General features: G+C 69.6%; 10 protein-coding genes. 2 read left to right on the plus strand and 8 right to left on the minus strand.

The genetic code is table 11. The features are described from left to right. Position 1: 1 nt before the first annotated feature. Positions 2 to 988 (plus strand): helix-turn-helix transcriptional regulator, encoded by a 987-nt coding sequence (locus BN159_RS20845; protein ID WP_015658974.1) that lies wholly within the window; start codon positions 2 to 4, stop codon positions 986 to 988. On the opposite strand, the gene BN159_RS20850 is transcribed toward BN159_RS20845, so the two are convergent. Beyond that, positions 948 to 1,994 (minus strand): helix-turn-helix transcriptional regulator, encoded by a 1,047-nt coding sequence (locus BN159_RS20850; RefSeq protein ID WP_015658975.1) that lies wholly within the window; start codon positions 1,992 to 1,994, stop codon positions 948 to 950. The two genes, BN159_RS20845 and BN159_RS20850, sit on opposite strands and share 41 nt — an antisense overlap. 220 nt (positions 1,995 to 2,214) lie before the next feature. Then, a complete protein-coding gene (locus BN159_RS20855) occupies positions 2,215 to 3,321 on the minus strand; it encodes a substrate-binding domain-containing protein (RefSeq protein WP_015658976.1) in 1,107 nt (368 codons plus the stop codon). A 262-nt stretch (positions 3,322 to 3,583) separates the two neighbouring features. Here BN159_RS20855 and BN159_RS20860 point away from each other — a divergent pair, with 262 nt between their 5' ends. Beyond that, a complete protein-coding gene (locus BN159_RS20860; protein WP_015658977.1) occupies positions 3,584 to 4,996 on the plus strand; it encodes a fibronectin type III domain-containing protein in 1,413 nt (470 codons plus the stop codon). Positions 4,997 to 5,034: 38 nt separating this feature from the next. Here BN159_RS20860 and BN159_RS20865 read toward each other — a convergent pair whose 3' ends face one another. The 6 genes from BN159_RS20865 to dnaK form a co-directional block, all read right to left on the minus strand. After that, a complete protein-coding gene (locus tag BN159_RS20865) occupies positions 5,035 to 5,334 on the minus strand; it encodes a hypothetical protein (protein ID WP_015658978.1) in 300 nt (99 codons plus the stop codon). Then, positions 5,334 to 8,828: a DNRLRE domain-containing protein gene (locus tag BN159_RS42895; RefSeq protein WP_015658979.1), complete on the minus strand. Its 3,495-nt coding sequence runs from the start codon at positions 8,826 to 8,828 to the stop codon at positions 5,334 to 5,336. Before BN159_RS42895 ends, BN159_RS20865 begins: the two co-directional genes overlap by 1 nt. A 182-nt stretch (positions 8,829 to 9,010) precedes the next feature. Next, a complete protein-coding gene (locus BN159_RS20875) occupies positions 9,011 to 9,475 on the minus strand; it encodes a heat shock protein transcriptional repressor HspR (RefSeq protein WP_015658980.1) in 465 nt (154 codons plus the stop codon). A 5-nt stretch (positions 9,476 to 9,480) separates the two neighbouring features. Continuing rightward, a complete protein-coding gene (gene dnaJ, locus BN159_RS20880) occupies positions 9,481 to 10,659 on the minus strand; it encodes a molecular chaperone DnaJ (protein ID WP_015658981.1) in 1,179 nt (392 codons plus the stop codon). 24 nt (positions 10,660 to 10,683) lie between these two features. Further along, positions 10,684 to 11,337, minus strand: coding sequence for a nucleotide exchange factor GrpE (gene grpE, locus BN159_RS20885; protein ID WP_015658982.1), 654 nt, complete (start codon positions 11,335 to 11,337; stop codon positions 10,684 to 10,686). Continuing rightward, positions 11,334 to 13,178, minus strand: coding sequence for a molecular chaperone DnaK (gene dnaK, locus BN159_RS20890; protein ID WP_015658983.1), 1,845 nt, complete (start codon positions 13,176 to 13,178; stop codon positions 11,334 to 11,336). Before dnaK ends, grpE begins: the two co-directional genes overlap by 4 nt. Positions 13,179 to 13,209 lie beyond the last annotated feature (31 nt).

Raw genomic sequence — 13,209 nt, forward strand, 5'->3', positions numbered from 1 at the left:
AATGATCCCGGCGCCGCACCCGGAGCACGGCACGGAAGACCTGTGCGCGGCAGCGACCGAGCTGTACGAACGGGCCCTGCGCGAAGGGCATGTGAGCGTCACCGACGCAGCGGCCGCCCCCTGCCTGGCCGACCTCGGCCTGCTGCATCCCGGCGTGACGGCCCCCGACCGGCTCGAGCCGCTGTCCCCGGTCGTGGCGCTCCACCAGATGCTGCGCGCGGCGGAGGAGCGCATCGCGGACGAACGCCGCCGGGAGGAGCGGCTGGCGGCGATGTTCGAGCCGCTGATGCGGATCGACGGCCCCCAGGGCGGCTCGTCGGGCATCCCGTCGGTCACCGTCCTCAGCGGCCTCGACCGCATCGGCCGGACCATCGCCGAGGCCATGGCCGGATCCTCCGAACTGCTCGCCGTACAGCCACACGTCACGCACACTCTGGCGCCGCCCAACGTGCACGTCGAGGCCCTGGCCCGCGACCAGGCCCTGCTGGACCGCGGCGGCCGTATCCGCACCCTCTACCAGCACACCCTCCGGCACGCGCCCACCGTCATCGCCCGCTACGAGCGGCTGCGCGGGGACGCGGAGGCCCGCACCCTGGACGAGGTGACGGAACGTCTCATCGTCATCGACCGCGCGGTCGCCTTCATCCCGGCGAACGCCGACCGCACGCTGGCCCTGAAGGTCCGCCACCCGGCGATCGTCGGCTTCCTCGCCACCGCCTTCGACCGCCTCTGGCGCCTGGCCACCCCCATGTATCCGCAAGCCGTCCAGCAACCCGTCCGCGACGGCGTCACCCCCCGCCAACGCGCCATAGCCGCCCTTCTCATCGAAGGACACACGGACGCGGTCATCGCCGACCGCCTCGGCATGAACGTCCGCACCGCACGCGTCCACATCGCCAAGCTGGCGGCGACGCTGGGCAGCGACAGCCGGGCCCAGCTCGGCTATCTCATCGGACGGTCCGGGATCCTGGATCAGGCAGGCGCATAGCGGGCGACGGCGAGACGTCCGCGCCCCGCGCGGGCCCGATCAGGCCGACCTGCGCGATCCGCACCCCGAGTTGGGTGCGGCTCGCCGCGCCCAGGGTCTCCGAGAGGCGGGCGATGTGGGCCCGGCAGGTGCGTACGCTGATGCCGAGCCGCTCGGCGATGACCGCGTCCTGGTGGCCCTCGGCGAGCAGGGCGGCGATGGAGCGTTCGCGGTAGGAGATGCCCTCGATGCCGGTCTCGGGCAGGGGCGCGGTGAGGGGGATCGCCAGGCGCCACAGGCGTTCGAAGACGGTGACCAGGTACTGCACCAGCGCGGGGTGGCGCAGTTCGAGGGCGAGGGTGCGATCGGCGTTCGCCGGGATGAAGGCGACGGTGCGGTCGAAGAGGATGAGGCGGTCGATGACCTCCTCCAGGGTCCGCGCCTCCACCGCGTCGCCCATCAGCTCCAGGTAGGTGAGCAGCCCCTGTCCGTGCCGGGCCACATGCGTGTACAGGTCGCGCATCCGGACGCCGCGACCGCGCAGCGCCATCGCCCGGTGCAGGCCCTCCGTCAGCTCGTGCTCGGGGCGGATACCGCCCGGCTGGACGGTGAGCACCTCGGTGGTGCAGGCGTCGGTGGCCGTGTCCATCGCGGCCTGGATCCGGGAGAGGCCGTCCAGGACCCGGATCGCGCTGCCCTCTCCGACCGCGTTCTGCGGCAGCGGGCCGAGCCCGGCGTACCACTCGAACGCGGCCACCGCCGAGCCCATCCGCCGCTGGCTCGCGCTGACCTCGTCGTACACCCCGCGCAGCAGCCGGGTCATGACCTCCTGCGGGGAGGTCGGCACCAGCCAGGCCATGTCGTCGGGGTCCGGGTGCAGCAGGGCCAGCTCCAGCAGACAGGGCACCGCATCCGCCTCGACCCTGGGCACACGGCCGCGCCGTACGGCCCGGGAATACACCCGATCCCCGGCCTCGCACAGTCGGTCAGCACCGTGTGGATGCCCATCCGTCCCGTGCCCGGCCATCGCCCATCCCACCCCCGGTTTCCGCGTCTTCCGCAGCGCAACTATGCGCGGACGGGACGTGGTCCGCAACACGCCTCAGGGGTCTCAGCCGCCCGACTGGACCTGATTTGTTCGCTTATGGAACCCAACCACCCGAACACGGTTTCCGGACATGCCCCGGAGCAGCGGAAGGGCCCGGTCCGCACGGAACCGAGCCCTCCGGCACTACGCCTGGCCGTGACTACTTGAGGCCGATCTCGTCGCACGCCGCCTTGTACTTGCTGGTGCAGATCTCGGCGATCTTGTAGATGCCGTCGTTGACGACGGTGTCGCTGATGTTCTCCGTCGTCAGCGCGACCACCGGGACCAGCTGGGCGGGGATGTCCTTGGTGGTGGGGCTGTCGACCCGGTCGGCGGTCAGGGAGTCGAACTTGATGTCCTTGCCCTGGACCTTGGCCACCGCCATCTCGGCGGCCGCCTCGGCCTCCTCGGGGTAGGACTTGTAGACGCTCATGTACTGCTCGCCGGCGACGATCCGCTGCACGGCGTCGAGTTCGGCGTCCTGGCCGGTGATCGGCGGCAGCTCGGTGACGCCCGCGGCCTCCAGAGCCTTGATGACACCGCCGGCCATGCCGTCGTTGGCGGAGTACACCGCGGCGATGTTGTTGACACCGATGTCTTCGATCGCCTCGGTCATGTTGGCCTCGGCGTTCTCCGGCTTCCAGTCCTTGGTGTCGAAGGTCTTCGCGATCGTCACCTGGCCGTTGAGCTCGGAGAGCGCGCCCGCCTTGAACTGCTTGGCGTTCGGGTCGGTGGGCGAGCCGTTCATCATGACGATCTTCGTCGAGGTGTCGACGTCACCGCCGAGCGCGGCCATCAGGGAGCGGCCCTGCACCTCGCCCACGAGCTCGTTGTCGAAGGAGATGTACGCCTCGATCGGGCCCTCGGCGAGACGGTCGTAGGCGATGACCGGGATACCGGCCTCCTTGGCCTTCTCCACCTGGGCCGCGATGGACTTGGAGTCCACGGCGTCCAGCAGGATGACGTCGACGCCGTCGTCGATCATCTTCTCCATCTGGGTGCCCTGCGTAGCGGCGCTCGCGTCGGCGTTGGCGTAGACGACCTCGCCCTTGTTGTCGGTGAGCTCGGCCACCTTCGCCCGGATGATCGGGTGGTCGAACTTGTCGTACCGGGTGTTGGCCGTCTCCGGCAGCAACAGCCCCACCGTGATGTCGTTCCCCTTGGTCGGACTCGCGTCGGCACTGTCTCCCGTCACTCCGAGGGCGCCACAGGCGGACAGCGAAAGGGTCATCGAGGACGCGGCCACGCATATGGCGATACGACGCATTGGGGAGCTCACTTCTGGTGCCTTCCGGACGCGGGCGCAGCATTGCGACCCAGGTGACTGAAAAGCCAACGCGGCACCGCCCCCCAGCGTCAAGCGGAATCACTTAACGAGTCCGCAACACCACGCTCCGCTTGGCCTGTGAAGGTATGGCGGAATCCCCTCCAAACACCCGTTACGACCCCTCCGTACAACCAACCCCACCCCTCGCGAGTCGTGATCACGACAGCTTCCGACGGCTGTTCCGCACATCTCAGAGGACCGAATGAACCCAGCCAGAAGCACGGCCGCCGCGACCGTGCTCGCCACCGCGGCCGGCCTGCTCGCCGCCGTAGCGACTCCCGCCTCCGCCGCGGTCACCTGCACCTCCCCGGTGTTCAAGCGGACGTTCTACGCGAACACCACCTTCTCCGGCACCCCGCAGAAGACCGACTGCGACAGCGCGATCGACCAGGACTGGGGCACGGGCGCCCCGGCCTCGGGCCTGCCGAGCAACAACTTCGGCGTGCGCTGGACGGTGACCCGGGACTTCGGGTCCGGCGGACCCTTCACGCTCAGCGCGTCCGGCCTCGACGGCATCCGGGTCTATCTGGACCCCGGCACGGCGGACGCCCGCAAGATCAGCCTGTGGACGAACACCTCCACCACGGTCTCCAAGACCGTCAACGTGACCGTCCCGGCCGGCAAGCACACCCTGCGCGTCGACTACGTCAACTGGACCGGCTCCGCCAAGGTCAAGTTCGGCTACGCGCCCCGCACTTCGGCCTCCGTCGACACGGTCGCCCCGCTGCGCCCGACCGGAGCGGCGGTCGCTTACGACCAGGCCACCGGCAAGGCCAAGCTGACCTGGGCGAAGAACAAGGAGATGGACCTCGCGGGGTACCGCGTCTACCGGCGGGAGAAGGGCGGCACGTTCCCCGCCACGCCCCTCGCCACGACGACGTCGACGTCGTACACGGACGCCACCCTTCCCGTGACCGGCGCCGCGTTCGAGTACTCCGTCCGCGCCTACGACAAGGCCGGCAACGTCTCCTCGTGGGCGGCGGCGCTCGCCGTCACCACGGCGGACCGGACGGCGCCCGGCGTGCCGAGCGGGGTCGGCACGGCTTCCGAGCCGGACGGGCTGTGGGTCGGCTGGGGCGCCGTCGAGGGGGCCGCGTCGTACCGGGTGTACCGGGCGGCCACGGCGGACGGCACGTACACGCCGGTCGGCAGCACCGCGGAGGACTCCTACGTGGACACCTCGGCCGTGGAAGGCGCCACCTACTACTACCGGGTGACCTCGCTCGACGCGGCGGGCAACGAGTCCGCGCGGTCCACCGCCGTCAGCGGCAAGCGCAAGGACCTCACCCCGCCGTCCGCGGTGACGGGGGTCGAGGTCACGCCCACCGAGTACGGCTTCTACGTGACCTGGGACGCCAATCCGACACCCGACCTGGAGAGTTACGTGGTGCGCCGGGGCGAGTTGTGGGGCGACGAGGAGCAGCAGGTGTGCTCCCTCTACCCGGGCTACTACGTGAGCGCCGGGACCACCTCGTACGAGTATCAGACCGTCCCGGACGGCGAGCAGTCCTGCTTCATCGTCGACGCCATCGACGACGACGGGAACTCCTCCTTCCAGTGGACCGGCGAGGCGCAGATCGTCGTCGCGACCGAGCTGGACCTGACGACGCCATGAGAAAAAGCCGGGCCCACTGGCGTGGGCCCGGCGGTGCTTCACCAGAGCGAGATGTACGGCGACATCGCCGGATACCAGGCCAGCGCGAGGCACGGCAGCAGGCACAGCCGTACCGCCGTCAGCGACCAGCCGACCCGCCGGGGCCACAGCTGCTCCCGCGAGACCAGGGCCAGGGTCAGCAGGAGCGAGACCGCGAGTCCGACGCTGGACCACTCCATGTACGGGACGTCCGCGAGGAAGACATACGGGTCGTCACGCCAGGTCCACAGCGTCCGAGCCACGATCAGGGTCAGCACCGCCTCCGCGGCGACGACCCACACACCGAGCCCCCGGCGCATCAGTACCACTCCGGCTTGGGCCGGTAGATCCAGATCTTCATCCTCGGCTCCGCGCTCTTCTGGGCGGCCAGGCTGCGGTACTTGTAGTTCTTGTTGTGCTGGGTCACGTAGATCTTCCCGTTGCTGATCTTGCTGATGATCGAGGCGTGGTCGACCTTCCCGTCGTTCTTCCAGTCGTAGAGGACGATGTCACCGGTGAAGGCGTTGCTCGTGTTCCGCTTGGAGTGCAGCATGTGCCGCTCCATGAAGGTCTTGAGGTAGGCCGCGTTGATCCACGTCCAGGTCTCCTCATGGATCCAGTTGCTCGGCTTGCGCCACCAGTGGTCCTTGCTCTTGTGGCTCTCGTCCCCGGAGCCCTTCATCCTGATGTCGCCGCCCAGGTGCATCGCCCGGGAGACGAAGTTCGTGCAGTCCTGGCTGTACATGGCCGGCGCGTCCCAGTTGGACACGGCCCAGGTGGCCGCTCCCGTGCGCAGGTAGGTGCCGGCCTGAGCGGCGTCGAAGGAGACCGTCGTGGCGGTGGTCTCGCTGCCGTCGTCCGTGGAGTCACCGTCGAACGCCGAGGGTTCGAGACCGTCCGCCAGGACGTCTCCCTCGATGGCGTTGGCGAAGTCGTCCAGCGCGGCGCCGGTCGGCCGGACCACCACCTCCTTGGCGGCGGCGGTGACTGCGGCCAGCAGGACCGGCTCCGTACCGGCGGAGAAGGTGTAGCGCATCTCGGTCTCGCCGGTCTGGTCGGTCGGGTCGGCGGTGGCGGTGCTGACGTCGGTCACGATGATGTCCGCGGTGTGCACCGTCGCGCGCAGGGTGACCGTCGTGCCGTCGGCCGACGGGATGGCCAGGACGTCGGTGAAGGTGGCCTCGGGCGAGACGTTGTCCGAGTCGTCCTCGGAGCCCGCCACCCGCTCCCGCAGCAGCGCCTCCTGGTCCTTGGCGAGACGGCCGACGAACTGGGCGCCGTACGCGCTGTTGGCGGCGGCGTCGTTCGCGTCGACGTAGCTGCCCTGGACGAGGCCGCCCCGGGCGAAGTGGTACGCCTGCATGGCCGTCGAGTACCCGTCCGTACCGCCCGGCACGGCCGCCGGGACAATGCCGCCCGACGTGGCGGTCGCGCCGGTGCCGTAGGCGTTCTTGCCGGTCACCTTGAAGGTGTAGGTGACGTCCCCGGCGTCCGCGTCGAGGTTGTCGAAGACCGCGGACAGGCCCGTGGTGGTCTTGGTGCCCACCGTCGTCCCGTCGGAGGCCACCGCGGTGACCGTGTAGGTGACCACGTCGGTCGCCTCGCCGACGAACTCCGCCGCGGACCAGGTCACCAGGGCGCCGTGCTCACCGGGCACGGCCTTGAGGTCGGTCACCGCCGCGGGCACGGTGCCGGTGGTGCCGGAGGGCGCGGGCTCCTCGGTCACGTCCACCGTGAACGTCTGGAGCGCGGTGTACGCGGAACACACGCCCTCCGCGCAGGCGCGCATCTTCCAGCGGTAGGTCGAGCCGTCGGTCAGCAGCGCGTCCGGAACCTTGGCGACGGCCCGGTCGCCGTCCTGGACGGAGGCGGTGAGGGGCTCGCCCAAGGTGGCGCCGGAGGCGTCGTACAGCAGGTACTCGGCCGACACGGCGCCCCGGCCCGCGGCCTTGACGACGCCGGTGAGCAGCGGGGTCGTCGTCTGTGTGGCGCCCGTCGCGAGGTCGCTGGGCACCTCGGGCGCGGGGGCCTTGGAGGTGTCGACCGTGAAGGTCCTCCAGGCGCTCCAGGCCGTGGAGTAGTCGGTGCCGTCGTAGGCCCGGGCCCGTACCCGCAGGTGCTTGCCGTCGGGCAGCGGGTTCTCCACCGGTACGGCGAGGGCGGCGACCTCCATGGTGTCGACGTACGGCGTGTCCGTGGTGAGCGTGTACGTCGTGTCGTTGTACGCCGGGTCCGGCTCGATGACGTACTGGGCGCGCGCCCGCTGCGGATCGCCGTCGTTCACCAGCGTCGACAGCACCGGAGTGGTCGAGGTGACCACGTCGGTACCCGCGACCGGCGCCAGGGCCGGCGCGGCCGGCGCCTCGGGGTAGGTGTTGTACGTGATCGTCAGGTGCGGTTCCGTAGAGCCGTCACCGGAGACGTGGTTGGCGGAGTGGAAGCGCCGCCAGGTCGAGGAGTCGGTCTCGTCGACACCGCGGACCAGCAGACCGTGGTTGGCGGTGCCGCTCGTCCAGGCCTTGACGATCGTGTCGATGTCGAAGTTCAGCGTGCCGGCCGGGCAGTCCGCCGAGTAGCCCTTGGCGGCGGTGTTGATCACCTGTCCGGTGGTGGTGGAGGCGGGCGGGTCGGCCCAGGTGACCGCGGACGACGACCAGGCCTCGGTGACCCGGCGCACGGCCGTGCCGGTGCCCACCGTGCAGGAGGAGGACCAGTACGAGTACAGGGCCAGGTTGGTGTCGATGACGTGGACGCCCTCGTAGCCCGCGAGATCGAACTTCAGGAACGAACGCGCCACCGTCGTACCGCCGTTGTACGTTCCCGACTTCAACTCCGTCGAGGAGACCTGCGAGTCCGGGTAATTGGTGGCGACCCAGGTGTCGGTGGTGACCGCCAGCGTGCTGGTCGGGTCGACGGTGACCGGGTAGGTCAGGTTCTGCCTGAAGTAGTCGGCGTCCGGGCGCAGTACGAGCGTCTGGGTGCCGTCGGCCGCGGTCTCGATCTCGGTGTCCAAGGCCGCGAGATGCTTGGACTCGCCGGACCTCTTGTCCACCGATGAGTCCCACATCATCGGCGCCGGGGCCTCGGCGACCAGCTTGCCCGCGCCGTTCTTCAGCAGCAGATGCCCGGAGTCCGCCTCGGAGAGGGTGAGGCCCTTGAGGATGACCGGGATGCGGTAGGTGAGGTCTGCGGTGGGCGCCTCGTCGAGGAGGACGTTCTGGGAGAAGCCCTGCTTCAGGGCGGTGACCGTCAGGGTCTGCCCGTCGCCCAGGTCGTAGGAGGCGGTGTCGTCCTTCACCGTCGGCGTGGGAAGAGTGTGCTCCCAGCCCAGCGCCATGGAGGCGCCGCCCTTGGCGACGGAGGCCAGCTTCTTGTCGCCGCCGTCGGAGACGGCGATGTCGGCGGCCGCCGTCTCCGGTTCCAGGGCCGCGCCCTCGTCGGTGAGCCCGGTGTCGATGTGGCTCCAGGACCCGTCGGCCTGCTTGACCCGGACGGGGCCCGCGTAGGTCTCGGCGGTCAGCGTGCCGTCCGGGTTCACGTACACCGAGGAGGACTCGGTGCGCTGGGAGAGCAGCTCGATGCGCCGGTTCTGGATCTTGGCGTTGCGCCGGGCGGCCTCCTCCTCGCTCAGCCCGAGCAGCTTGGCTATGTCGGGCTTGTCGTCGCCGAGCGTGACGGCCTTGGCGGGGCTGTTCACGATCTGGTCGGCGGCAGGCGCCGGGAGGGACGCGAGGGAAGGGTCACCGGTGAGGAAACCCGCGAGCGTCAGCGCCGCGGTGGCCTGGATCCACCGTCTTCGGTTGGTGCGTTGCACTCCGACTCCTTTTCAGGGCCCCCGTGGTCATGGGGGGCCGGAGTGCGAGATATATCGGTGATCTTGGCCGAATGGAGATTGTGTGACCGAAAGGTGATCATGACCGGGAGGTTCCGCGCGGGAACGACGAAGGGGCCGTGGGTCTTCGAAACCCACGGCCCCTTCCGCGTCCTGAGAACGCGTCAGTCGTTCTGCTGCCGCTTGGGCCGCCACACGACCAACGCGCTGGTCTGCTGGACCTCCTGATACGGCACCAGGTCGCGGCGGTACGAGGCGTGTACCGCTGCCTCGCGCTGCTGCATCGCCGCCGCGGCCCCTTCGACGGCCGCCTGAAGCTCGGCCACTCGGGACTGGAGCGCGGCGACCTGGTTCTCCAGTTCGATGATGCGCTTGATGCCGGCCAGGTTGATGCCCTCGTCCTGCGACAACTGCTGGACGGTGCGCAGCAGTTCGATGTCGCGGGCCGAGTAGCGGCGGCCCCGTCCGGCGGTGCGGTCCGGAGACACCAGGCCCAGTCGGTCGTACTGGCGCAGCGTCTGCGGGTGCAGGCCGGAGAGCTGGGCCGCCACCGAGATGACGTAGACCGGGGTCTCCTCGGTCAGTTCATACGGCCCTCGGAAATTGTCACTGCGTCGACGACCGTCCATCTCCGTCATGCTCCCTTCGCGGCCTGGAACAGCTCCGCCCGCGGGTCCTCGCCCGCGGTCGCCTCGCGATACGCCTCCAGCGCGTCACGAGCCTTCCCCGTCAGGTCCTTCGGAACACTCACCTCGACGGTGACCAACAGGTCCCCGCGGGTGCCGTCCTTGCGGAACGCGCCCTTCCCACGGGCGCGCATGGTGCGGCCGTTGGGCGTGCCCGGGGGCAGCTTCAGCGTGACCGGCGGTCCGCCCAGGGTCGGGACCCTGACCTCACCGCCGAGCGCCGCCTCCGGATACGTCACCGGAACCGTCACCGTCAGGTTGTCGCCCTTGCGGCCGAAGACCGGGTGGGCGTCCACATGCACCGTGACGTACAGATCCCCGGAGGGGCCGCCCCGCTCTCCGGGCGCTCCCTTCCCACGCAGCCGGATCCGCTGGCCGTCGCTGACCCCGGCCGGGATGCGCACCTGCATGGTCCGCGAGGACTTTGCCCGGCCACTGCCCTTGCAGATCTCGCAGGGCTCCTCCGCGATCAGTCCGCGGCCCTTGCAGTCCGGGCAGGGGTCGGTCAGCGAGAAGCCGCCGCCGGAGCCCCGGGCCACCTGTCCGGTGCCGACGCAGGTCGGGCAGACCCGCGGGTTGCCGTTCTTGTCGCCGGTGCCGGAACAGGCCTTGCACGGGGCCTGCGAGGACATCCGCAGGGGCACGGTCGCGCCCTCGATCGCCTCGGTGAAGGTGAGCGTGACCTCGGTGTCGATGTCCTGGCCGCGCCTGGGCTGCACCCGGGTGGTACCCGAGCTGCCCCGGTTGAACAGTCCCCCGAAGACGTCACCGATCCCGCCGCCGAAGCCGCCGGAGCCCCCGCCGCCCTGGGCGCCGCCTCCGAAAAGGTCGCCCAGGTCGAAGTTGAAGTTGCCGCCGCCCGCGCCCGGCCCCGGGCGGAACCCGCCGTTGCCGAAGAGGGCGCGCGCCTCGTCGTACTCCTTGCGCTTCTTGGGGTCGCCGAGGACGTCGTTCGCCTCGGAGATCTCCTTGAAGCGCTCCTCGGCCTTGGCGTTGCCCTTGTTGGCGTCCGGGTGGAACTCGCGGGCGAGCTTCCGGTACGCCTTCTTGATCTCGGCCTCGGTGGCGTCCTTGGGGACGCCGAGGACCTTGTAGAAGTCCTTCTCGATGAAGTCCTTGGTGCTCATCCCCGACGTCCCTCCTTCCTTCGATCAGGCCCCTTCAGGGCCGTTGTCCTTCTCCTCGCCGGCCTCGGCGGCGTCCTCGCCCTTGACCGTCTGCGCGCCCGGCTGCGGCTCGGCGACGGCCACCCGCGCGGGGCGGATGGTGCGCTCGCCGATGCGATACCCCGGCTGGAGGATCGCGACGCAGGTCGTCTCGGTGACGTCCGGTGCGTAGGAGTGCATCAGGGCCTCGTGGATCGTCGGGTCGAAGGGCTCGCCCTCCTTGCCGAACTGCTGAAGACCCATCTTCGCCGCGACGGTCTCCAGCGACTCCGCGACGGACTTGAATCCGCCGACGAGTTCGCCGTGTTCCCGGGCGCGGCCGATGTCGTCGAGCACGGGAAGGAGCTCGGTCAGGAGGTTCGCGATGGCGATCTCCCGCACCGTGATCCGGTCCCGCTCCACGCGGCGGCGGTAGTTCTGGTACTCGGCCTGGAGCCGCTGGAGGTCCGCGGTGCGCTCACCGAGCGCGGTGCGTACCTGGTCCAGCTGGGCGATCAGACCGGCGTCTGCGGTTACGTCCCCGGCCGGGGCCGCACCCTCGCCGTTCGGCTGGGGTGCGGCCTTCGCCTCGGCGTCGTCGGGGGTGGCGCCGGAGGGGACGTCGGGCTTCTCCTCGAAGCCCGGGGTCTCCTCCGTCACGCGGCACCGTCCTTGCGCTCGTCGTCGACGATCTCGGCGTCGACGACATCGTCGTCGGCCTTGGGCTGCTCGCCCGCGGCACCGGCGTCACCGGCGGCCTGCGCGCCCTGGGCGTCGGCGTACATCGCCTGGCCGAGCTTCTGGGAGACCGCGGCGACCTTCTCGGTGGCGGTGCGGATCTCGCTGATGTCCTCGCCCTTGAGCGCGGCCTTCAGCTCCTCGACGGACGCCTCGACCTCGGTCTTGATCTCGCCCGGGACCTTGTCCTCGTTGTCCTTGAGGAACTTCTCGGTCTGGTAGACGAGCTGCTCGCCCTGGTTGCGGGTCTCGGCGGCCTCGCGGCGCTTGTGGTCCTCCTCCGCGTACTGCTCGGCCTCCTGGCGCATGCGGTCGACCTCGTCCTTCGGCAGCGAGGAGCCGCCGGTGACGGTCATCTTCTGCTCCTTGCCCGTGCCGAGGTCCTTCGCGGTCACGTGCATGATGCCGTTGGCGTCGATGTCGAAGGCGACCTCGATCTGCGGGACACCGCGCGGGGCCGGCGGCAGACCGGTCAGCTCGAACATCCCGAGCTTCTTGTTGTACGCCGCGATCTCGCGCTCGCCCTGGTAGACCTGGATCTGCACGGAGGGCTGGTTGTCCTCGGCGGTGGTGAAGATCTCGGACCGCTTGGTCGGGATCGTCGTGTTCCGCTCGATGAGCTTGGTCATGATGCCGCCCTTGGTCTCGATGCCAAGAGACAGCGGGGTCACGTCGAGGAGCAGGACGTCCTTGACCTCACCCTTGAGGACACCGGCCTGGAGGGCGGCGCCGATGGCGACGACCTCGTCCGGGTTCACGCCCTTGTTGGCCTCGTTGCCGCCGGTCAGCTCCTTGACGAGCTCGGCGACGGCCGGCATACGGGTCGAGCCACCGACGAGAACGACGTGGTCGATCTCGGACAGGGCGATCCCGGCGTCCTTGATGACGTTGTGGAACGGCGTCTTGCAGCGCTCCAGCAGGTCCGCGGTCAGCTGCTGGAACTGGGCGCGGGTGAGCTTCTCGTCGAGGTGCAGGGGGCCCTCGGCGGAGGCGGTGATGTAGGGCAGGTTGATCGAGGTCTCGGTGGACGAGGACAGCTCGATCTTGGCCTTCTCGGCAGCCTCACGCAGACGCTGGAGGGCCATCTTGTCCTTGGACAGGTCCACGCCGTGACCGGACATGAACTGCTTGACCAGGAAGTCGACGACGCGCTGGTCCCAGTCGTCACCACCGAGGTGGTTGTCGCCGTTGGTGGCCTTCACCTCGACGACGCCGTCACCGATCTCCAGGAGGGACACGTCGAAGGTGCCGCCACCGAGGTCGAAGACGAGGATCGTCTGGTCGTCCTTGTCGAGGCCGTAGGCGAGCGCGGCCGCGGTGGGCTCGTTGACGATGCGAAGGACGTTGAGACCGGCGATCTCACCGGCTTCCTTCGTCGCCTGGCGCTCGGAGTCGTTGAAGTACGCCGGGACGGTGATGACCGCGTCGGTCACCTTCTCGCCCAGGTAGGACTCGGCGTCGCGCTTCAGCTTCTGAAGGATGAACGCGGAGATCTGCTGCGGGTTGAAGGGCTTCCCGTCGAGCTCGATCTTCCAGTCCGTGCCCATGTGGCGCTTCACGGAGCGGATGGTCCGGTCCACGTTGGTGACCGCCTGGCGCTTGGCGACCTCGCCGACGAGCACCTCACCGTTCTTCGCGAAGGCGACGACGGACGGCGTGGTCCTGGCACCCTCGGCGTTGGTGATGACGGTGGGCTCGCCGCCCTCCAGAACGCTGACGACGGAGTTAGTCGTGCCCAGGTCGATGCCGACCGCACGTGCCATGGTTGATTCCTCCAGCTGACTTGAGTGGAAC

The organism is Streptomyces davaonensis JCM 4913, assembly GCF_000349325.1.
Taxonomy (GTDB): domain Bacteria; phylum Actinomycetota; class Actinomycetes; order Streptomycetales; family Streptomycetaceae; genus Streptomyces; species Streptomyces davaonensis.